The 21010-nt window shown below is 70.6% G+C and carries 16 protein-coding genes and 2 pseudogenes; 7 read left to right on the top strand and 11 right to left on the bottom strand.

Going from position 1 to position 21010, the window contains the following annotated elements; translation table 11 throughout:
* The first annotated feature begins 60 nt into the window (after positions 1 to 60).
* Positions 61 to 1848: an FAD-binding dehydrogenase gene (locus tag QF035_RS07990; protein WP_307519230.1), complete on the top strand. Its 1788-nt coding sequence runs from the start codon at positions 61 to 63 to the stop codon at positions 1846 to 1848.
* Positions 1849 to 1902: 54 nt separating this feature from the next.
* Here the strand turns inward: QF035_RS07990 and QF035_RS07985 are convergent, their stop codons facing one another.
* On the bottom strand, positions 1903 to 2118 hold the full coding sequence (locus QF035_RS07985) for a 4-oxalocrotonate tautomerase family protein (RefSeq protein WP_307519229.1): 216 nt from the start codon (positions 2116 to 2118) through the stop codon (positions 1903 to 1905).
* A 67-nt stretch (positions 2119 to 2185) separates the two neighbouring features.
* Entirely contained in the window at positions 2186 to 3004 is an 819-nt protein-coding gene (locus QF035_RS07980; protein ID WP_307519228.1) for an SDR family oxidoreductase, read from the bottom strand.
* Between the two features lie 176 nt (positions 3005 to 3180).
* Here QF035_RS07980 and QF035_RS07975 point away from each other — a divergent pair, with 176 nt between their 5' ends.
* Together QF035_RS07975 and QF035_RS07970 are read left to right on the top strand one after the other, a co-directional pair.
* A complete protein-coding gene (locus QF035_RS07975) occupies positions 3181 to 4041 on the top strand; it encodes a helix-turn-helix transcriptional regulator (RefSeq protein WP_307519227.1) in 861 nt (286 codons plus the stop codon).
* A 108-nt stretch (positions 4042 to 4149) separates the two neighbouring features.
* Entirely contained in the window at positions 4150 to 6303 is a 2154-nt protein-coding gene (locus QF035_RS07970) for an ATP-binding protein (RefSeq protein WP_307519226.1), read from the top strand.
* A gap of 108 nt (positions 6304 to 6411) precedes the next feature.
* On the opposite strand, the gene QF035_RS07965 is transcribed toward QF035_RS07970, so the two are convergent.
* Both QF035_RS07965 and QF035_RS07960 read right to left on the bottom strand, forming a co-directional pair.
* Positions 6412 to 7326 (bottom strand): squalene/phytoene synthase family protein, encoded by a 915-nt coding sequence (locus QF035_RS07965; protein WP_307519224.1) that lies wholly within the window; start codon positions 7324 to 7326, stop codon positions 6412 to 6414.
* A 74-nt stretch (positions 7327 to 7400) separates the two neighbouring features.
* A complete protein-coding gene (locus QF035_RS07960; RefSeq protein ID WP_307519223.1) occupies positions 7401 to 8315 on the bottom strand; it encodes a lytic polysaccharide monooxygenase in 915 nt (304 codons plus the stop codon).
* 137 nt (positions 8316 to 8452) lie between these two features.
* Between QF035_RS07960 and QF035_RS07955 the strand changes: the two genes are divergently transcribed.
* From QF035_RS07955 to QF035_RS07940, 4 genes and pseudogenes are all read left to right on the top strand, one after another.
* On the top strand, positions 8453 to 9127 hold the full coding sequence (locus QF035_RS07955; RefSeq protein ID WP_307519222.1) for an ABC transporter permease: 675 nt from the start codon (positions 8453 to 8455) through the stop codon (positions 9125 to 9127).
* Entirely contained in the window at positions 9124 to 9789 is a 666-nt protein-coding gene (locus QF035_RS07950; protein ID WP_307519220.1) for an ABC transporter permease, read from the top strand. The genes QF035_RS07955 and QF035_RS07950 overlap by 4 nt, the downstream gene beginning before the upstream one ends.
* Positions 9786 to 10706, top strand: a pseudogene (locus QF035_RS07945) (ABC transporter substrate-binding protein); the annotation flags it as partial. The gene QF035_RS07950 and the pseudogene QF035_RS07945, both read left to right, overlap by 4 nt.
* Positions 10707 to 10843: 137 nt before the next feature.
* On the top strand, positions 10844 to 11710 hold the full coding sequence (locus QF035_RS07940; RefSeq protein ID WP_307519219.1) for a hypothetical protein: 867 nt from the start codon (positions 10844 to 10846) through the stop codon (positions 11708 to 11710).
* A 70-nt stretch (positions 11711 to 11780) separates the two neighbouring features.
* Here QF035_RS07940 and QF035_RS07935 read toward each other — a convergent pair.
* The 7 genes and pseudogenes from QF035_RS07935 to rhaI form a co-directional block, all read right to left on the bottom strand.
* A pseudogene (locus QF035_RS07935) lies at positions 11781 to 12996 on the bottom strand (ABC transporter ATP-binding protein).
* 22 nt (positions 12997 to 13018) lie between these two features.
* On the bottom strand, positions 13019 to 13666 hold the full coding sequence (locus QF035_RS07930; protein ID WP_307519217.1) for a LutC/YkgG family protein: 648 nt from the start codon (positions 13664 to 13666) through the stop codon (positions 13019 to 13021).
* Positions 13663 to 15144, bottom strand: a complete 1482-nt coding sequence (locus QF035_RS07925; RefSeq protein ID WP_307519216.1) for a LutB/LldF family L-lactate oxidation iron-sulfur protein — start codon at positions 15142 to 15144, stop codon at positions 13663 to 13665. The genes QF035_RS07930 and QF035_RS07925 overlap by 4 nt, the downstream gene beginning before the upstream one ends.
* Positions 15145 to 15193: 49 nt before the next feature.
* On the bottom strand, positions 15194 to 15949 hold the full coding sequence (locus tag QF035_RS07920) for a (Fe-S)-binding protein (RefSeq protein ID WP_307519215.1): 756 nt from the start codon (positions 15947 to 15949) through the stop codon (positions 15194 to 15196).
* A 165-nt stretch (positions 15950 to 16114) separates the two neighbouring features.
* Positions 16115 to 17554 (bottom strand): rhamnulokinase, encoded by a 1440-nt coding sequence (locus tag QF035_RS07915; protein WP_307519214.1) that lies wholly within the window; start codon positions 17552 to 17554, stop codon positions 16115 to 16117.
* Between the two features lie 43 nt (positions 17555 to 17597).
* A complete protein-coding gene (locus QF035_RS07910) occupies positions 17598 to 19637 on the bottom strand; it encodes a bifunctional aldolase/short-chain dehydrogenase (protein WP_307519212.1) in 2040 nt (679 codons plus the stop codon).
* Positions 19638 to 19782: 145 nt separating this feature from the next.
* Positions 19783 to 20943 (bottom strand): L-rhamnose isomerase, encoded by a 1161-nt coding sequence (rhaI, locus tag QF035_RS07905; protein ID WP_307519210.1) that lies wholly within the window; start codon positions 20941 to 20943, stop codon positions 19783 to 19785.
* Positions 20944 to 21010 lie beyond the last annotated feature (67 nt).

The raw sequence follows: 21010 nt of genomic DNA, 5'->3' as shown, positions 1-21010 counted from the left end.
CGTCGCAGCGGCATCTTTGGCGTCTCCCGCCCCTTCCGTACCTCCTCCGGAAGGCACCCCATGGAGAATTCAGCAGCCACGGCTGCCATCACGCGCCGCCGTGCCCTGACGGTGGCGGGCGGCACGCTCGCGGGCGCCGCCCTGGCCCAGTCGGCCGGATCCGCCTTCGCCGCCTCGGCGTCGGACGCGGACGCGATCGTCGTCGGCGGGGGGCTCGCCGGTCTTGTCGCCACGGCGGAGCTGGCCGCGGCGGGCCGCAAGGTACTGCTCCTGGACCAGGAACCGGAGTCGAACCTCGGCGGACAGGCGTTCTGGTCCTTCGGCGGTCTGTTCCTCGTCAACTCCGACGAGCAGAGACTCATGGGCATCAAGGACACCCAGGAGCCGGCCTGGCAGGACTGGCTGGGCACGGCCGGCTTCGACCGCGGCATCACCGACCCGAAGGGCCAGGACCACTGGGCCTACAAGTGGGCCGAGGCGTACGTCGACTTCGCCTCCGGTGAGAAGCGCTCCTGGCTCGCCGGCCTCGGGGTGCAGTGGTTCCCGATCGTCGGCTGGGCCGAGCGGGGTGGCGGTCTCGCGGACGGACACGGCAACTCCGTGCCCCGCTTCCACGTCACCTGGGGCACGGGACCGGCGGTCGTCGAGCCGTTCGAGAAGAAGGTGCGCGCCGCGGTCGAGGCCAACAAGGTGACCTTCAAGTTCCGGCACCGCGTCGACGGACTCGTGACCACGGGCGGCGCCGTCACCGGCGTACGCGGCGCGATCCTGGAGCCGAGCAGCGCCGCCCGCGGCAAGCCCAGCTCCCGTACGGTCGTGGGCGAGTTCGAGCTGCGCGCCCCGGTCGTGATCGTCACCTCCGGCGGCATCGGCGCCAACCACGATCTCGTACGCCAGAACTGGCCGGCCCGGCTCGGCACCCCGCCCAAGACCATGATCACCGGCGTGCCGGCCCACGTGGACGGCCGCATGCTCGCGATCACCGAGAAGGCGGGCGGCCGGATCGTCAACCCGGACCGCATGTGGCACTACACCGAGGGCCTCAGGAACTACGACCCGATCTGGCCGGGCCACGGCATTCGCATCCTGCCGGGCCCGTCGTCCATGTGGTTCGACGCCACCGGCAAGCGCTTCAGCGCACCCGACCTGCCCGGCTACGACACCCTCCACACGCTCAAGTCGATCACCGCGACCGGGTACGACTACTCCTGGTTCGTGACGACCCAGAAGATCATCGCCAAGGAGTTCGCGCTCTCCGGCTCCGAGCAGAACCCGGACCTCACCGAGAAGAACATCTGGATGCTCCTCTCGCGCATCTGGCAGACCCCGGAGCCGATCGAGAAGTTCAAGAAGAACGGCGTGGACTTCGTCGTCGCCACGACACTGTCCGAACTCGTCCGCGGCATGAACAAGCTGACCGGGGACGGCCTGATCGACCTGAACGACCTCCAGCGGCAGATCGACGCGCGCGACCGGGAGATGGACAACCCCTACTCCAAGGACGCCCAGGTCATGGGTATCCGCAACGCCCTCTCCTACCCGGGGGACACCCTCAGCCGCACGGCCGCCGCCCACAAGATCATGGACAGCAGTGCCGGGCCGCTGATCGCCGTACGCCTCAACATCCTCACCCGCAAGACCCTCGGCGGCCTCCAGACCGACCTCTCCGGCCGCGTCCTGAACGCCGCCGGAGAAGCCGTACCCGGTCTGTACGCGGCCGGTGAGGTGTCGGGATTCGGCGGAGGAGGCGTCCACGGATACCGCTCCCTGGAGGGCACGTTCCTCGGCGGTTGTCTGTTCTCCGGCCGTACGGCGGGACGGGCCGCGGCAGCGGCGACCGGGTCCTGAGACTCACGTCGACGCGGTGCCGATGTGGCGCCGAATGTGGTGCTGGCTCGGAGATCAGTCCCGCGCCGGCGCCTGAAGCTTCGCGAGCGTCAGTACCTCGCCGCCGACTCCCCATCCGCCGTCGGTGACCTCCTCGACCACTACGAGGGTGCTGGCGCGGGCGCGTTCGCCGTAGATGTCGACGTAGAGCTCGGTGGTGCGGGTGATGATCTGCTCCTTCTGCTTCTCGGTGAGGGTGCCGGCGGGCACCTTGAAGTTCGCGAACGGCATGTTCGTTCTCATTCCTGTGATTGCTGGTGATGGATGGCTGTTGTTCGTCGCGCCGATGGGGCGGCCGTCAGACGATGCCGCCGTTGGCCCGGACGACCTGTCCGTTGATCCAGTGGCCGGCCGGGGAGGCGAGGAACGCGACTGTCTCGGCGATGTCGGCAGGGGTGCCGAGGCGTTCCAGCGGAGGCTGCGCGGCCAGCCGGGCGACGGTCTCCTCGTCCTTGCCGTCGAGGAACAGATCGGTCGCGGTGGGACCGGGGGCGACGGCGTTCACCGTCACGTCCCGGCCGCGCAGTTCGCGGGCGAGGATCATCGTCAGCGCCTCCACCGCTCCCTTGCTCGCGCTGTAGGCCCCGTACGTGGGAAACGCGAGACCGACGACGGACGTGGAGAAGGTGATGATGGTCCCGCCCGGCCGGATCCGTCGTGCGGCCTGCTGGGCGACGACGAACGTGCCGCGGATGTTGGTGCGGTGCAGCGCGTCCAGATCCGCCAGGTCCAGGTCGACGACGGCCGCCGTGTGGGCCCGGCCCGCCGCGTGGACGACCACGTCGACTTCGCCGTACGTGGACTCGGCCAGGTCGAACAGCGCGGACATGTCGTTCTCGTCGGCGACGTCCCCGCGTACGGCGATGGCCCGGCCGCCGGCCGCGGTGACCTCCTTGACCGCGGCTTCGGCGAGGTCCGCGTTGCCCGAGTAGCCGGCCACGACCGCGAATCCGTCGGAGGCCAGGCGGGCCACGGACTGGCGGCCGATGCCGCGTGAGCCGCCCGTGACGACGGCGACGCGGGGGTGGGGGCGAGCACCCGGCACCACCGGGTTCTGGACGTTCTCCGCGGGATGCGTCTCCTCCGGATTCGTCTCCACCGGATTCGGAATGGGCATGATGGTGATGGCTCCTTGCTGCGGTGTCTGCGGTATCGGTGAGCGCTGTTCCGCGACTTCTCCACGGGCGCCCCGAGATCCACCATCGGCGGCTCTTCCCGCGTTAACCAGGGCTGTCTCTACCCTGGGGTCGGCATCCCCTGGCTCCGGATGCGCGCGCGAGTGAGGATGAGGGGGTGACCTTTCCCGAACTGGCGGCATTCCTGAAGTCCCGGCGCGACCGTGTGAAGCCGGGTGATGTGGGGCTGCCGGTCGGCCCCCGCAGGCGCGTACCGGGGCTGCGCCGGGAGGAGGTCGCCCAGCTGGCCGGCCTGTCGGCGGACTACTACACCGAGCTGGAGCAGGGGCGCGGCGCCCAGCCCTCGGAGCAGACCCTGGCCGCTCTCGCCCGCGCTCTGCGGCTGGCCGGCGACGAGCGCGACCATCTCTACCACCTCGCGGACCGGCGAGTCCCCCCGGCCGCGCACGGTCCCGCCGCCCACGTCCAGCCGGCGCTCCTCCGCCTCCTCGACCAGCTCACCGGTACGCCCGCGCAGGTCATCACCGACCTCCACGAGACGCTCGTCCAGAACGAGGCGGCCGCTGCCCTGATCGGCCGCCCTCCGGCCGTCCGCGGACCGGCGGCCAGCTTCGTCTTCCGCTGGTTCACCGACCCCGCGGCCCGCTCCCTCTATCCGGCCCCGGACCATCCCCGCCAGTCCCGGGCCTTCGTGGCGGACCTGCAGGTGGTCGCCGGCCGACGAGGCCGCGATGCCGAGGTGGCCCGGATGATCCGCGAACTACGCCGTCGCAGTACGGAGTTCACGGAGCTGTGGGACACCCACGATGTGGGCCTGCGCAGGAACGACCACAAACGCATCGTCCACCCCGGCCTCGGCGTCATCGAGGTCGAATGCCTCACCCTCTTCAGCGAGGACGGCCGCCAGCGCCTGCTCTGGTTCACGGCCCCGCCCGGCAGCCGTGCCGCCGAGCAACTGCGGCTGCTGTCCGTCATCGGCACCCAGGACATGACGGAACCGGCCCCTCTCCGGCCGTGAACCAAACTCACGGCGACGCGCGCCCCAACCCCTCAACTGCCTTGCGGCGAACGACGTAATGTGACCGGTCATGAAAGATTCGGTTCGGTTCATGAGGGGCGCAGGGGTATGGGGGACGGCGGCTCGTTAGGCGACCTCGTGGTCGCGGCGCGGGACCGGGCGTTCGTCGGGCGGGCGGCGGAACGGGCGATGTTCCGGTCCGCGCTGGCGGGGGACCCCCACGGTTCTCCGGTGCTTTATCTGCACGGGCCCGGCGGAATCGGCAAGTCCACGCTGCTCAGGCGGTTCGCGCTGGAGGCGCGGGAGGCGGGACGGCTGGTCGTCGAGGTCGACGGCCGTACGGTTCCGGCGACGCCCGACGACTTCGAGCAGGCCGCCGGAAAGGCGATCGGCGAGCCCGGATCGGTGCTCCTGGTCGATGCGTTCGAGCACTGTCAGGGCCTGGAGCACTGGTTGTGGGAGCACTTCCTGCCGCGGCTGCCGCTGGGCACGGTCGCGGTGGTCGCCGGGCGCTCGGCCCCCGATCCGCGCTGGGTCGCCGACCCGGGATGGGCGGACCTGATGCACGTCGTGCCGCTGCGGAACCTGGCCCGGGGCGACGCCGCCACCTTCCTGCGGGTACGCGGAGTCCCGGACGGGGCACACCACGCGCTGCTGTCCTTCACCGGCGGCAATCCGCTGGCCCTGTCCCTGGCCGCCGCGGTCGTTGTGCGGCAGGACGCGGACGGTACGGCCAGGGCGGCCGAATGGGCACCAGGCCGGGACGTGATCGCGACGCTGCTGCCACGACTCGTGGGCGATCCGCCGAGCTCCGCACACCGCACCGCGCTGGAGGTCTGCGCCCAGGCCGACGTCACCTCCGAGGCCCTCCTGCGGGCGATGATGGGCGAGCGCGCCCCCGAACTTTTCGCCTGGCTGCGCACCCAGCCCTTCATCGAATCCACCCCGGCGGGGCTCTTCCCGCACGACGTGGTGCGCGAGGTCCTGGCAGCCGACCTGCGCTGGCGCGACCCGGACGGATTCGCGGCCCTGCGCCGACGGATGTACGAGTATCTGCTCGGCCGCGTCCGGGAGGCGTCCGCCGCGCAGATACTCCCGGCGATGCAGGCGCTCGTGTACCTGCACCGGACCCTCGGCCATCTCGCGCAGGCCTTCGACTGGCACTCCCACGGCCTCGTGCGGGAACTCCCGTGCACTCCCGCCGACGAGAAACGCGTGGTGGAACTGGTCCACGAGGCGGAGGGCCCCGAGTCCGCCGCGCTCGCCCGCTTCTGGCTGGACCGGCAGCCCGAAGCGTTCGTCGTGTACAGGTCGACCGGCACCGATGACATCGTTGCCCTCTCCGCCTGGCTGCAACTCGCCGAGCCGGAGGGGGAGGATGTGGATCCGGTGGTGGCCGCCGCCTGGGCCCATGTGCGTACGGCCGGGCCGTTGGGAACGGGGGAGCGTGTCGCCGTCGCGCGTTTTCATGTCAACCCGCAGGCGTACCAGCGGCCTTCGGCCTCCATGAACCTGATCCAGTGGCGCGTCATCGGGGAGATCGTCCGGTCCGACGATCTCGCGTGGTCGTTCGTCGTGATGCGGGACGACGGCTTCTGGAACGACTATCTCGAACGCAGCGACATGCTGCCGACCGACGCCAGACCCGTGGTCGGCGACCACGGATACCGTCTGTTCGCCCACGACTGGCGTACCCGGCCCGCCCTGGCGTGGATGGTCGAGAAGAACATGGCCCTGCTGGCCGGTGCCGGCATCGATGTCGGCAGCGGCACCCAACTCGTCGACGCCATCGGCGAGTTGGCACCTCCGCCCTCGGGCGGAACTCCGCGGGAGGGGGCGGACCGTGTCGTGCTGTCCCGGCGGGAGTTCGACACCGCGGTACGGGACGCCCTGCGCGCGCTGTGGTGGCCCAACGAGCTCGCGGCCAACCCACTCAGCCGCAGCCGCCTCGTCGCGGCGCACGGCCAGAGCCTCCACGACGTCCTGCTGTGCGCCATCGACACCGTCCTGGCAGAGCGCGGCGGGGAGAAACGACACCGCGTCGTCACGACCACGTACAGCAAGGCCGCGCCCACCCAGGAGGCGGTGGCCAGACGCCTCGGGATGTCCTTCAGCACCTATCGCCGCCATCTGACGGCCGCGGTGAAGCGCGTCAGCGATGTGCTGTGGAGTCATGAACTGAGCGGGGAACCGATGGTGCCTGCCGACCGGGACGCGACGCCGGACCAGCGGGACGGCCGGTCGCTCGACGGCCCGGGCTGATGGACAGCACATGGGCATAAGCGCCTGGTCCGGCGAGGTCAACAGGGTGCGCCCGCCGGCCCGTTGACGCTCCGCCTGCGCGCCCGCGGGCGGCTCGCCTCGGCCGACTCACCCAGTGGCGCGGACCGCCCGCCGTGTCGGACGCCCGGCCAGCAGCCGAAGGCACGCCACCGGACGGTCCCGTACCGGACGACGGGCCACCGAGGCGCCGCGGGCCGTCACCGACGCCAGTCGCTGGTGGTGCAGGTCCAGGATGAAACGCATCAGCCGCCGGTGCTCCTCGGAGCAGTGCTCCAGGAGCACGGTGGCCTCGTGGAGCGTGGCGCGCGCCGCCTCGACGGTGGCCGCGACCAGCGCGCGGACTCCGGGCAGGTCGCGCCCCTTCTCGAGGTCGGCGCGCGTGATGCCGTGCCGGTCGAGATCGCTGAGGGGCAGATACAGCCGCCCGCCGCGCAGGTCCTCCGACAGGTCGGTGAGGATGTCCGTGCGCTGGGCGGCGTCGGCGAACAGCCGACAGGAGGCGGCGAACTCGGCGCTCCCGCCCCCGAGATGGGCCAGCCCCGACGTGATCATCAGGAACGGCCAGGTGAGCTGCTCCACATACCGCTGGTAGTCGGCCTCGGTCTCGAACCCGGAGAAGTCGAGGTCGATCCGCGCACCCTCCAGATACGAGTCGACCCAGCGGCGCGGCAGTTCACGCTCCGCCGCGGTGTGCAGGAACGCCCGCAGCAGAGGATGCGCGGCGCTTCCCGTACTCAGCGCCGTACGCACCTGCTCGGCCCACGCGTCGTAGTGCCCTGTGCGTTCCTGGACCGTCCCCCGGTCGCAGACGTCGTCGGTGAACGCCGCGAAGGCGTACCCGGCCAGCACATGGGGCTGGTGGGAGGCGGGCACCAGCAGGCGCACCGCCAGATAGCCGGCCGGCTCCCGCCGCTGCATGAAACGCGCGACCTTCATGTAGTCGTCACGCAGAGCGCCCTGGTGCGCTCCTGCCGATTCCAGACAACTCCGCCAGGTCCGCACGTACGTCTCCCACGCGATGGTTCCTTTTTATAACTAAAGAACGCGCAGGCTATCAGTCACGGTTTTCGAGCTTCTCACCGGCGGCGGCGCAGGGTGAACGCCGCGCCCGCCGTGATCAGCAGTCCGGCCGCACCGCCCGCGACGAGAGGCAGGGCCAGGGCCTGGCTGTCGTCGTCGGAGCCGGGCGAGGAGACCGCCTCGCCGGCCGCGTCGGTCACGGTGACCGACGGTTCCACGGGCGCGCTGGTGGCCTCGGCCGGGGACTCCGACGGCGTGGGAGTGGCCGCGGCCTTGGTGGGGGCGGCCTTCGTCGGTGTCGCCGCGGGCTTCTCCGACGCTGACCCGCCGGCCCCGGCACCCGCGTTCTCCTTCGCCGCGGGGAAGACCACGTCCGAGCACGAGTAGTACGTGTCCGGCGTGCTCGTGTTCTGCCAGATCGTGTAGAGCAGATGGCGTCCGGTGCGGTCGGACGGCAGCTTGGCCGTGATCCGGTAGGCGCCGTTCACGAGCGCCGGGTCGGTGGCCGTGGCGAAGGGCTGCGACGGCAGGTCGGACCAGGTCAGGGGCTTCGTCGGGTCGTAGCCCTCCTTGGTCAGGAACAGCTTGAACGAGCCGGTGTGCGGAATCGTCGACCGGTAGGTGAGCGTCATGTTCGCCCCGCCGGTCAGTTTGGTCGACGGCCAGTCGGCGCGGGCCAGATCCAGGCCCCGGTAGGCGGCGATGCCTCCACTGCACAGCTTGCCGTCGGGGACGACCTGGCGGTCCCGGCCGTTGACACCTGCGAGGCGCAGATTGTCGAAGGCCGCGATGCCGGAGGAGGCGGCCGCCCGGCACGCCGCCGCCTGCGACTGCTGCGCTCCGGGGGAGCAGGCCACCACCCGGCTCACGGGGTCCGTCGGCGCACCGTGCGCGGCGGCGGGCCCGGCGGCCCACACCGCGAGCAGGAGCGGGGCCGTCCCGAGGAGGGCGGCGGTGCGGTGTGCGGTCATGGGTCGGGTCCTCCTAGCACGGCAGACGGGTCGGGCCCGCTGCCCCTGAAGTACGGGGATCACGCGAAGCCCGTTCAACGCCCCCGTACGGGCGATCAATACGCGCCACCCCGCGCCCGCCCGGCTGGAATGGAGCCGTGACCGCGCCCCCGGACGACTGCCTCGCGCGCAACGAGTGGATCTGCGGTGAATACCTCAGCACCCGCCGCGACATCCTCCTCGACGCGGTCGGTCAGCACCTTCAGCTGACCGCGCTCTCCGTCCTCATCGGGCTGGCCCTCGCCGTGCCGCTGGCCGTGCCGGCGCGCCGCTGGGGCTGGGCGGCGGGCCCGGTGCTCGCCGTGACGACGATCCTCTACACGATCCCGTCGCTCGCCATGTTCTCGCTGCTCCTGCCGGTGTACGGGCTGTCGGCGGCCCTCGTCGTCGCCGGTCTCGTCCTGTACTCGCTGACCCTGCTCGTACGGAACATCCTGGCCGGACTGCGCGCCGTGCCCGAGGAGACCCGGCAGGCGGCCCGCGGCATGGGATACGGGCCCATCCGTCTGCTGCTCACCGTGGAACTGCCGCTCGCCCTGCCCGCCGCCATGGCCGGGCTGCGGATCGCGACCGTCTCGGCGGTATCGCTGGCCACGGTCGGCGCGATCGTCGGCTTCGGAGGGCTCGGCAACCTCATCTACTCGGGCATGAACACCTTCTTCAAGGCGCAGGTCCTCACCGCGTCCGTGCTGTGCGTCGTCATCGCCGCCGATCTGCTGCTGCTCGGTGTGCAGTGGCTGATCACCCCGTGGACCCGGGCGGCCCGGGCGTGAACACACTGGCCGACGCCTGCGACTGGCTCACCGACTCCGCGAACTGGGCGGGCGACGACGGCGTGTGGCACCGGCTCACCCAGCACCTGGTGCTGACCGTGGTCTGTCTCGTCATCAGCTGTCTGATCGCGCTGCCGGTCGCGCTCGTCCTCGGCCACCTCGGCAAGGACGGCGCGCTCGCCGTCAACATCTCGAACGTCGGCCGCGCGATCCCCACCTTCGCCGTCCTCGTCCTGCTGCTCCTCACCCCCATCGGCAAGTGGAGAGAGGGCCCGACGGTCGTCACGCTCGTCCTGTTCGCCGTGCCACCGCTGCTCACCAACGCGTACGTCGGGATGCGCGAGGTCGACCGCGACGTCGTGCGGGCCTCGCGCGGTATGGGCATGACCGGGCGGCAGATGCTGTGGCAGGTCGAGGTGCCGCTCGCGATGCCGATGATCCTCAACGGGGTGCGCATCGCGGCCGTCCAGCTCGTCGCCACCGCCACGATCGCCGCGCTCGCGGGCGGCGACGGCCTCGGACGGACCATCACCGCCGGGTTCAACCTCGCGAGTACGCCCCAGGTCGTCGCCGGAGCCGTTCTCGTGGCCCTCTTCGCGCTGCTCGTCGAAGGCGTCTTCGAGGCGGCCGAGCGACTGGCACCCAAGAGGGGCGCACGATGAGGCGCCGCGCCGCACTCGCGGGCCTGCTCCTGCTGACCGGCTGCGCCTCCGGTCCGTCGCTGGAGACCCAGGGCGAGGTCACCGAGGCGCCTGGGGACAGCAAGCATCTGACCATCGGCTCGGCCGGCTTCACCGAGAGCGACCTGCTCGCCACCATGTACGGGCTGCTGCTGAACGAGGCCGGCTACAAGACGTCGATGCTCACGGTCGCCAACCGCGAACTGTACGAACCCGCCCTGGAGTCCGGGCAGATCGACGTCGTCGCCGAGTACGCGGCGACCTTCGCCGACTGGCTCAACGCCAAGACCAACGGGGCGGACGCGCCGGCCGTCGGCTCGCCCGACCTGAAGGCCACGATGACCGCGCTGCGCAAGCTCGCCACCCCGCGCGGGCTCACCGTCCTCGATCCCGGCCGGGCGGTCGACCAGAACGCCTTCGCGGTGACCGGAGCGTTCGCACGGCAGCACGATCTCAAGACACTGAGCGACCTCGGCAGATCGGGCCTCGAAGTGCGGCTCGCGGCGGGCGACGAGTGCGTACAACGCCCCTATTGCGAACCAGGGTTGAGGAAGACGTACGGCATCGACATCACCGGTGTGGACCCGAAGGGCGTCGGTACTACGCAGGCGAAACGGGCCGTGCAGAACGGCCAGGACCAGATGGTGCTCACCACCACGACGGACGCGACGCTCGACGAGTTCCGACTCGTCCTGCTCGCGGACGACAAGGATCTGCAGAACGCCGACTACATCGTGCCGGTCGTGAACCGCTCCCGGTCAGGCAGCGAGGGTGCGACCGGGGCACTGGACAGGCTCAACGACGTACTCACGACTGCCGATCTGGCGTCCATGAACGAGCAGGTGGACAGCTGGCGCCGCCTGCCGGAGGACGTGGCGCGTACGTACCTGGAGGACAAGGCCTCCTCAAGTGACAGGGCTGTGACGTCGGTGACCGTACTGGAGCGGTGGCTCGGGTTCCCGCGTCCGGTGCCCGTCGGTACAGGTACTTCATGGGGGACAAAAACGGGGGAAGCCGCCGGGACTGGCGGAAGAGAGTGTGCGAGACGGTCGAGGGGGCGGACACCGATCTCGATCCGCAGGGGTTGATGGACCTGGTGGAGCCCGAACTGCGGGACGCGTACGCGCAGTTCGGCAGGTCGTTTCCCGCGGAGCAGCTGCACCTGCAGTCGCTCTACGGCGAAGCGCAGCGCGCCTTCGAGGAGAAGACCAGGCAGTCGCTGCGCACCACGGTTCAGCGGGTGCTGAGAAACGTCCTGCGTGATCAGCGGCTGGGAGACCGGCAGTCCGACGAGCATCTGGCCGCCTATCTGGAACGGGAGATCCTGCGCATCCGGGTCCGCCTCGACCAGGACGGCGAGCTCGCCGTCAACCGCGGGCTCAACAGCGGATTCGTGCTGGGGATGGTCCTGCTGATCGTGCCGTTGCTGGTGGGGGAGAAGCTTCTCGGCCTCTGTGACGTCTCGCTGAAGTGCACCGACCGATGGAGCCTGCTGGGCGCGCTCGTGTGCGGGGGAGCGGGAGCGTTCGGGGCGGTGCTCAGCGTCCTGACAAGGTTGCGCAACAGCGGCGACCAGCTGATGCGCCGACCGGCCAACGGGTCGAGGGAAGCGGTCCCGCCCGGCCAGCAGGCCCGCGCCATGCGGCGCGGCGGGGTCCACCGGGTCTTCCTCGGCTGGCTGCTCGCGATCGCCGTCTACCTGCTGCTCGGCAGCGGTCTCGTCACCGTGATCGAGATACCGGCCGGCATCACCGACATCTGCGCCCCGGATGGCCGCGCGGACTCGGCGGGCACCGCCTTCTGGGGGTTCTGGGGCGCGATCGGCTTCCTGGCCGGGTTCAACGAGCGGTGGGCGTACGGACTGGTCGGGCGGGGGGCCACCTCGCGCAAGGGCAGCGGTTAGGCGTCCGCCCAAGGGTAGAGGGCAGGCGCCAGTCCAAGGGCAGGGGACAGGCGCCCGTCCAAGGGCGGAGCTAGGCGTCCGCCACCGAGTCGAACTCCACCTGGCCCCGGGCCACGCCCAGGGCGTCCGCGTCCACCGACCGTCGCAGCGCCTCGTGCAGCTTCGCGGGAGTCAGTACGCCGAGGAACCGCGCGCCCTCCAGCATGGCCACCCACCCGGCGTCGTGCTGGAGCATCACACCGAAGGCCTGCTTCAGCGGGGCGCCCACCGGTACCCAGGAGTTCATCCGGTGGGCGAGGTCGCCGACCGTGCCGCCCGCGGCGAGCTCGTCGACGCCCACCCAGCCGTGCAGCTCGTCGCCGGAGTCCAGGACTACGGCCCAGCGGGAGCCGTCCGCGTTCATCCGGGCGGCGGCCCGCTCGGCCGGCTCGTCGAGGCGCGCGACCGGCGGCTGCTCCAGGTCGTCGGGCTCGATCTCGGTGACCGACAGCCGCTTCAGACCCCGGTCGGCGCCCACGAACTCGGCCACGTTAGGGAGTCGCCGGGGTGCCCAGCACCGCCCGGGGCGTGTCGAACTGCTCGATGCGCCCCTGCCCGTACACCGCGATGCGGTCGCCGAGCCGGACGGCCTCCTCGATGTCGTGCGTGACCAGCAGCACCGTCTTTCGCACGGCGGCCTGCATCCGCAGGAACTCGTCCTGCAACTGCTCGCGCACCACGGGGTCGACCGCGCCTGGGGGCACCTCCCACGCCCGTTCAGGGCAGTGGGGGAGGCTCGTCCATCAGCAGCACTGGGGGTCCCCCCGGCCGAAGGCTGGGGGAGGGTCGGCGGCGAGTGCCCGCGCCACGCCGACACGCTGGCGCTGACCGCCCGACAACTGGTCCGGATAGCGCGAGCCGAACGTCTTCGGGTCCAGACCGACCAGGTCGAGCAGCTCGGCGGCCCGCGCCCCGGCCTTCGCCTTCTTCCAGCCCACGAGTGTCGGCACGGTCGCCGTGTTGTCGAGGACCGTGCGGTGCGGGAAGAGGCCCACCTGCTGGATGACGTATCCGATCCGGTGCCTGAGCTTCACCGGGTCCACCGCCGCGATGTCCTCGCCGTCCACGAGGATCGGGCCGGACGTCGGCTCGATGAGGCGGTTCACCATCATCATGGTCGTCGTCTTGCCGCAGCCGGACGGGCCCACGAGCGTGACGAGTTCGCCCTCGGACACCTCGAACGAGAGGCCGTCCACGGCCGTTGTGCCGTCCGGGTAGCGCTTGGTGACCTGTTCGAACCGGATCATGCCTTCACGCCAACCGCGTCCGTCACTCTGCGCTCACCAGCACCACCTCTAGGGTGCGCGGACCGTGCACCCCCTCGACCCGGTCGAGTTCGATGTCACTCGTGGCGGACGGCCCGGAGATCCAGGTCAGCGGACGGGCCGGGTCGAGGCGCTCCAGACCCTGGGGCACGGAGGACACGACCTGGTCCGGGACGCGTACGACACAGATGTGGTGGTCCGGGACCAGGGTGATCCGGCGGCGGCCCTGGTCCGGGCCGCCGTCCAGGACGATGGTGCCGGTCTCGGCGATGGCGACCGCGCACGCGGTGACGACGCTGTCGACGCGGTCCAGTTCGGCCGGGGTGCTGTCGAGCCGGTCCGCAACCCGCGTCACGGCGGTGGCCGCGAGCCACTCCGGGTCCAGGCCCGTCGGCACGACGACCGACGTCGAACCCCGCTCGGCCAGCAGCCCGGCGATCGTCGCCGCCAGCCCGTCGGCGTCACACCGGTGCACCCGCGCCCGGTAGTCCGCCAGGTTCTCCGCCAGCAGATCCACCGTCTGCTCGACACTCCGGTCCCCGTGCTCGCGCAGATACCCGCGCTCGAAGGCCTGGTCGTACGGCGTGTCGTCCCGTGGCACGTCCGCGAGCGCGCGCCGCACCCGGGCCAGGATCAGATCCCTGCTGCTCACTTCGAGGCGTCCTTTCCTCCGTGCGTCCGCTGCCACCAGTCGCGGAACGGCTCCGCGGGAACCGCCGGCAGCGCCCGGGTCTCGCTCCACGCCTTGCCGGGCCCGGGCAGCGTCCGTGGATGGAAGCGACGGGTCCGGGACGCGAACCGCTGGCCGGTGCGCAGAGCGCCCGGGTGACCGAAGGCCCACCGCGCCGCACGCATCGCCGCCCGCTCGGCGGCATGCCCCTTCGCGGGCTTGAGTACGACCTTGGCGCCGTCCCGGGTCACGACGCCGCCCTCGACGACCCGCTCCCGAAGATGCACCAGCACCTCCGGGATGTCGATGGCCACCGGGCAGACGTCGTAGCAGGCACCGCACAGCGAAGAGGCGTACGGGAGGGAGGCGTCGATCTCGCTCTGGGTGCCCCGGAGTTGAGGGCTGAGGATCGCGCCGATCGGGCCCGGGTAGACCGAGCCGTACGCGTGGCCGCCGGCCCGCTCGTACACCGGGCAGACGTTGAGGCACGCCGAGCAGCGGATGCAGCGCAGGGCCTGGCGGCCGACCTCGTCGGCGAGCGTGTCGGTGCGGCCGTTGTCGATGAGGACCAGATGGAAGGTCTGAGGACCGTCCTCGTCCGTCGTACCCGTCCAGGTGGAGGTGTACGGGTTCATGCGCTCGGCGGTGGAGGAGCGGGGGAGTGTCTGGAGGAAGACCTCCAGGTCCTGCCAGGTCGGCACGATCTTCTCGATGCCGACGACCGAGATCAGCGTCTCGGGGAGGGTCAGGCACATCCGGCCGTTGCCCTCGGACTCCACGACGACCAGCGTGCCGGTCTCGGCGACCATGAAGTTGGCGCCGGAGACACCGACCTTGGCGCGCAGGAACTTCTCCCGTAGGTGCACGCGTGCTGCCTCGGCCAGTTCGGCGGGCGTGTCGGTCAGGCCCTCCGGTGCCGGGCGGCCCCACTCGCTCATCTCGCGGGCGAAGATGTCGCGGATCTCGCCGCGGTTGCGGTGGATGGCCGGGACGAGGATGTGGGAGGGCCGGTCCTTGCCCAACTGCACGATCAGCTCGGCGAGATCGGTCTCGTAGGCGTTGATGCCCTCGGCTTCGAGCGCTTCGTTGAGGCCGATCTCCTGTGTGGCCATCGACTTGACCTTGACGACCTCGCTCTCGCCGGTCGCCTTGACGAGGTACGTGACGATCCGGTTGGCCTCGTCCGCGTCGGCGGCCCAGTGCACGGTGCCGCCGGCCGCCGTGACCGATTCCTCCAACTGCACCAGATACCGGTCGAGATGACGGAGCGTGTGGTCCTTGATCTGCTTGCCGGCCTCGCGCAGCTCGGCCCAGTCGGAGACCTCCGCGACCGCGTTCGCGCGCTTGGCGCGGATGGTGTGGGTGGCGTGGCGCAGATTGCCGCGCAGGGTCTGGTTGTGGACGGCCTCGTGCGCGGCCTTCGGGAAGGACGGCATCCCGACGAAGGTCCCACCGCTCATGCGCTCGGCTCCTCTCCGATGTGGCTGTTCGTGCCGGCGAACGTCCCTCTCATGCGTGGGTCTCCTCCTCCGTGCTCGCCAGGATCTCCGCGATGTGCACCGGACGCATGTCCGTCCTGAGCCGGGTCATGGTGCCGCCGATGTGCATGAGGCAGGAGTTGTCAGCGGCGCACAGCACGTCGGCGCCCGTCGACTCCGCGTTGCGCACCTTGTCGGCCCCCATCGCCGCGGATACATCGGAGTTCTTGACGGCGAACGTGCCGCCGAAGCCACAGCATTCGTCCGCGCCGGGCAGCTCCTTGAGCTCAAGTCCCTTGACGGACTGGAGCAGTCGGCGCGGCCGGTCGCCGAGCCCGAGGCTCCGCAGTCCGTGACAGGTGGGGTGGTACGTGACGGTGTGCGGGTAGTACGCGCCCACGTCCGTCACCCCGAGCACGTCCACCAGGAACTCGGTGAGCTCGTACGTCTTCGGCACGACCGGTGCGAGCGTCGCCGCGAGGGTGTCCCCGCGGCCCTCGGCGCGCGCCCGCTCGCCCATCCGCGGGTACAACTCCCGCACCATCGCGCCGCACGAACCGGACGGGGTCACGATCGCTTCGTACCCACCGAAAACATCGGAGAAATGCCGGGCCATCGGCTCGGCCTGGTGACGGTAGCCGGTGTTGTAGTGCGCCTGCCCGCAGCATGTCTGCGCCATCGGGAAGTCGACGTCCACGCCCAGCCTGGTCAGCAGTTTCACCACGGCACGGCCGGTGTCCGGATAGAGCGTGTCGTTGACACAGGTCAGGAACAGAGCGACACGCATCGCGGCTCCTTGGGTTCGATCATCGGATGAGTGCAGCGTACGCGGCGATGCGCTTTGCTGGAATGAGGTGCGTCGGCTGTTGGTTGTCGGGTGCCGGTCGTCGGTGGCTGATCGCGCAGTTCCCCGCGCCCCCATGGGGCGCCTGTGCTGGGGCGGGGATACAGGTCATCGGCCTGTCGGGCGAGCCTCGGCGGCCTGCCATGCCGACGTGGTGCCCCGGGGTTCGTAGCGGGTCAAGGGCTGCGTACGGGCGAGCAGTTCGCGCATCGACGTGCGGTCGCCGACCAGGCCGTGGGTTCGGGCCTGGACGAGGACGTTGCCGAGGGCTGCCGCTTCCGCGGGGCCCGCCACGACCGGGAGGCCGCAGGCGTCGGCGGTCAGCTGGCAGAGCAGGGCGTTGCGGGTGCCGCCGCCGACGATGTGTACGACGTCGACCGGGTGGTCGGCCAGTTCCTGGGCCTGGGCGATGGCCCGGCGGTGGGCCAGGGCGAGCGAGTCGACGATGCAGCGCGTGATCTCGGCGGGCGACTCGGGCACGGGCTGCCCCGACTCCCGGCAGGCGTCCGCGATCCGGGCCGACATGCGGCCGGGGGCCAGGAAGGCCGCGTCCCCCGCGTCCACGACGGACCGCAGCGCGGGTACCTCGGCGGCGGCCGACAGGAGGTCCCCCAGGTCGGGGTCTCCCCATTCCCGTACGCACTCCTGGAGCAGCCAGAGCCCCATGATGTTCCGGAGATAGCGGACCGTGCCGTCCAGGCCCAGTTCGTTGGTGAAGTTGGCCGCGCGGCTCGCCTCGGTGAGGACCGGCGCCTCCAGCTCCAGGCCCGCCAGGGACCAAGTGCCGGTGCAGATGTAGGCGAAGCGCTCGCCGCCCACGGCCGGAACCGCGGCCACCGCGGAGGCGGTGTCGTGCGAGCCGACCGTCGTCACCGGCACCGGACCGGTCAGCCCGGTCTCGTCCAGCACGCTCTGCCGGAGCAGCCCCGCCGGATCCCCGGGCTGCCGCAGCGGCGCGAACAGCGTCAGGTCGATGCCGAGGCGCTCCGCGATGTCGTACGACCAGTCGCGGGTGCGTGGGTCGATCAGCTGGGTCGTGGAGGCGTTGGTGAGCTCGGTACCCAGCACGCCCGTGAGCCAGTACGCCAGCAGGTCGGGGATGAGCAACAGGCGGCGTGCGTGAGCCAGTTGGGACGACGAGTGGGCGGCCACCAACTGGTACAGCGTGTTGAAGGGCGCGTACTGGAGCCCGGTCGCCGCGTACAGCTCGGCGGCGGGCACGCCGGCCCACACCTTCTCCGCGACGCCCTGGGTACGGGTGTCGCGGTAGTGCACCGGGTTACCGAGGAGCGCCCCGTCGGCGTCCAGCAGGCCGTAGTCCACGGCCCAGCTGTCGATGCCGACGGAGTCGACCTGCCCTGCCGCGCGCAGCCCGTCGAGGACACCCGCGTACAGCGCGAGGATGTCCCAGCGCAGCCCTTCGGGCGTCCGCACCGGCCGGTTCGGGAAGCGGTGCGCCTCCGTCAGCTCCAGCGAGTCGGGGCCCACGCGGCCGACCATGACGCGCCCGCTGGACGCGCCGAGGTCGACCGCGGCGTACGACTTCACAGCCGCCTCCTGAGGTTCACTGTCGCTTCCTGAGTCACGTTCGTCACCGGAGGAACGCGGCGGCGACACCGGCGTCGACCGGGACGTGCAGACCGGTGGTGTGGGTGAGGTCGCCGCCCGTCAGGGCGAAGACGGCGTTGGCGACGTGCTCGGGCAGCACCTCGCGCTTGAGGATGGTCCGCTGGGCGTAGAACTCGCCGAGCTTCTCCTCCTCGATGCCGTACGTGGCCGCGCGCTGAGCACCCCAGCCGCCCGCGAAGATCCCGGAGCCGCGCACGACCCCGTCGGGGTTGATGCCGTTGACCCGGATCCCGTGCTCGCCCAACTCGGCGGCCAGCAGCCGCACTTGATGGGCCTGGTCGGCCTTGGTGGCCGAGTACGCGATGTTGTTCGGACCTGCGAAGACGGCGTTCTTGGACGCGATGTAGATGACGTCCCCGCCGAGTCCCTGCGCGATCATCACCCGGGCCGCCTCGCGCGAGACGAGGAATGAGCCGCGGGCCATGATGTCGTGCTGGAGGTCCCAGTCCTTCGCCGTGGTCTCCAGGAGCGGCTTGGAGATGGAGATGCCGGCGTTGTTCACGACCAGGTCGACACCGCCGAAGGCGAGCACCGCCGCCTTGAAGGCCTCGGCGATCTGCTCCTCGGAGGTCACGTCGACGGTGACGGCGACGGCCTTGTCGGGCCCGCCGAGCGCGGTGGCGACATCGGCCGCGTTCTCCGCGTTCAGGTCCGCGATCACCACGCACGCGCCCTCGGCGACCAGCCGCTCGGCGATCGCCTTGCCGATACCGCTGCCCGCACCCGTCACCAGCGCCACCCGCGTGGCGAGCGGCTTGGGCTTCGGCATCCGCTGGAGCTTGGCCTCCTCAAGAGCCCAGTACTCGATGCGGAACTTCTCCGACTCCTCGATCGGCGCGTACGTGGAGACGGCCTCGGCCCCGCGCATCACGTTGATCGCGTTGACGTAGAACTCGCCGGCCACGCGCGCGGTCTGCTTGTCCTTGCCGAAGCTGAACATGCCGACCCCGGGAACGAGCACGATCGCCGGATCGGCGCCGCGCATCGCGGGGGAGTCGGGCAGGGCGTGCCGCTGGTAGTAGGCGGCGTACTCCTCGCGGTACTCGGCGTGCAGCTCCTTCAGCCGTGCGATCGCCTCGTCCGGTTCGACGGTCGGCGGCAGATCGAGGACGAGCGGCCTGACCTTCGTACGGAGGAAGTGGTCGGGGCAGGAGGTGCCGAGCGCGGCGAGCCGCGGGTGCTCGGCGCTCGCGAGGAAGTCGAGCACGACCTCGGAGTCGGTGAAGTGACCCACCTGCGGCCGGTCCTGCGAGGCCAGCGACCGGATCACGGGCGCGAGGGCGGCGGCCCGCTCCCGGCGCTCGACGCCACCGAGAGCCGCGTACCCCTCGACGACCGGCCCGAAGGGCTCGTCCTTCCCGCGCTCGGCGAGGAACGTCTCGGCGGTACGGATGATGTGCAGCGAGTTCCGCTCGCACTCCTCGGCCGTGTCGCCCCAGGCGGTGATGCCGTGCCCGCCCAGAACGCAGCCGATGGCCTGCGGATTCGCTTTCTTCACGGCGGCGATGTCAAGACCGAGCTGGAACCCCGGCCGGCGCCACGGCACCCACACCACACTGTCCCCGAAACACTCGGCGGTCAGCTTCTCCCCGTCGGCCGCGCAGGCGAGCGCGATCCCGGAGTCGGGATGCAGATGATCCACATGCGCCGCGTCCACCAGCCCGTGCATGGCCGTGTCGATCGACGGAGCCGCCCCGCCCTTCCCGTGCAGGCAGTAGTCGAACGCGGCCACCATCTCGTCCTCGCGCTCGACCCCCGGATACACGTCCTTGAGCGCCAGCAGCCGGTCGATCCGCAACACCGCGAGCCCGGATTCGGTGAGGGTCCCCAGGTCGCCCCCCGACCCCTTGACCCACATCAGCTCGACGTCCCCACCGGTCACAGGATCGGTGTCGATGCCCTTCGCGGACGTGTTCCCGCCCGCATAGTTCGTGTTCCGCGGATCAGAGCCAAGCCGATTGGAACGGGAAAGCAGAGCGGCGGCTTCGGGATGGGGTGCCATGTTCCTAGTCCTTAGAAGAGTGTGTGTACGTGTGCTCGTGCCCCGTAGGGGCCGTGCCCCTTCAGGGGCGCGGGGAACTGCGCGACCAGCCCAATCCGGCCCGCAGCCTGCAACGGTCCGCACCAGGGCAGACGAGACTCAGAGGTCACGCCCCCCAGCCGGCCTGCTGCCCACCAACCCGCTCCGCAGCGATCTTCTCCGCCCACCCGGACCGCCGATACGCCGCCATCGGGTCCGCGTCCAACCCCAGCTCCTCACGGACCTCACCCACCAACGGCCGCACATCCGTGTTGTACGCGTCCATGACGACAGCGTTCGCAGCCAGCACATCCCCCGACCGCTGGGCGACGACAAGAGCCTCGCGGTCCACCAGGAGAGCCTTCGCCGTGGCCTCCTGGACGTTCATCACCGAACGAATGATCGCCGGGATCTTCGCCTCGATGTTGTGGCACTGGTCGAGCATGAACGCCACATCCGGACTGAACCCACCCCCACGAATCACCTCGTACATGATCCGGAACAACTGGAAGGGATCGGCGGCCCCGACCATCAGGTCGTCATCGGCGTAGAAGCGCGAGTTGAAGTCGAACGCCCCGAGCTTCCCCTCGCGCAGCAGCGTCGCGACGATGAACTCGATGTTGGTCCCGGGAGCGTGGTGCCCGGTGTCGACGACGACCTGTGCCTTGGGCCCGAGCTTCAGGCAGTGGGCGTAGGCCGTGCCCCAGTCCGGCACGTCCGTCGTATAGAAGGCGGGCTCGAAGAACTTGTACTCCAGCAGCATCCGCTGGTCGTCGCCGAGCCGCTCGTACACCCGGGCGAGCCCCTCGGCGAGCCGGTCCTGGCGCTCGCGGATGTCGTCCTGGCCGGGATAGTTCGTGCCGTCCGCGAACCACAGCTTCAGGTCCTTCGAACCCGTGGCGTCCATGATGTCGACGCACTCCAGCAGATGGTCGAGCGCCTTGCGGCGCACCGCCGCGTCCGGGTGGCAGATGCTGCCCAGCTTGTAGTCGTCGTCCTGGAAGGTGTTGGAGTTGATCGCGCCGAGCTTCAGGCCGCGCTCCTCGGCGTGCTTCGCCAGGGCTGCGTAGTCCTCGACCTTGTCCCACGGGATGTGCAGCGCCACGGTCGGCGCGGCGCCCGTGAACTCGTGCACCTTCGCGGCGTCGTCCAGCTTTTCGAAAGGATCGCGCGGGACTCCTGGCTGCGCGAACACCTTGAAGCGGGTTCCCGAGTTCCCGTACGCCCATGACGGCGTCTCTACTGCCTGGGTCTTGAGGGCGGCCTTCACCGCGGCAAGCTCGGTCACTTCAGGGCTCCTGTGACTTCGGTTGTGGCTTCGGGTCCGAAGGGCTTCAGCGCGGCTTCCGCACGAC

This window comes from Streptomyces umbrinus, assembly GCF_030817415.1.
GTDB classification, from domain to species: Bacteria; Actinomycetota; Actinomycetes; order Streptomycetales; family Streptomycetaceae; genus Streptomyces; species Streptomyces umbrinus_A.
The sequence above is the reverse complement of the archived record's forward strand: the minus strand, read 5'-3'. Positions and strand labels throughout refer to the sequence as shown.

Coding starts and splice junctions, on each gene's coding strand:
- QF035_RS07990 (WP_307519230.1), top strand. CDS start 61: ATGGAGAATTCAGCAGCCACGGCTGCCATCACGCGCCGCCGTGCCCTG.
- QF035_RS07985 (WP_307519229.1), bottom strand. CDS start 2,118: ATGCCGTTCGCGAACTTCAAGGTGCCCGCCGGCACCCTCACCGAGAAG.
- QF035_RS07980 (WP_307519228.1), bottom strand. CDS start 3,004: ATGCCCATTCCGAATCCGGTGGAGACGAATCCGGAGGAGACGCATCCC.
- QF035_RS07970 (WP_307519226.1), top strand. CDS start 4,150: ATGGGGGACGGCGGCTCGTTAGGCGACCTCGTGGTCGCGGCGCGGGAC.
- QF035_RS07960 (WP_307519223.1), bottom strand. CDS start 8,315: ATGACCGCACACCGCACCGCCGCCCTCCTCGGGACGGCCCCGCTCCTG.
- QF035_RS07925 (WP_307519216.1), bottom strand. CDS start 15,144: ATGAGCGGTGGGACCTTCGTCGGGATGCCGTCCTTCCCGAAGGCCGCG.
- QF035_RS07920 (WP_307519215.1), bottom strand. CDS start 15,949: ATGCGTGTCGCTCTGTTCCTGACCTGTGTCAACGACACGCTCTATCCG.
- QF035_RS07910 (WP_307519212.1), bottom strand. CDS start 19,637: ATGGCACCCCATCCCGAAGCCGCCGCTCTGCTTTCCCGTTCCAATCGG.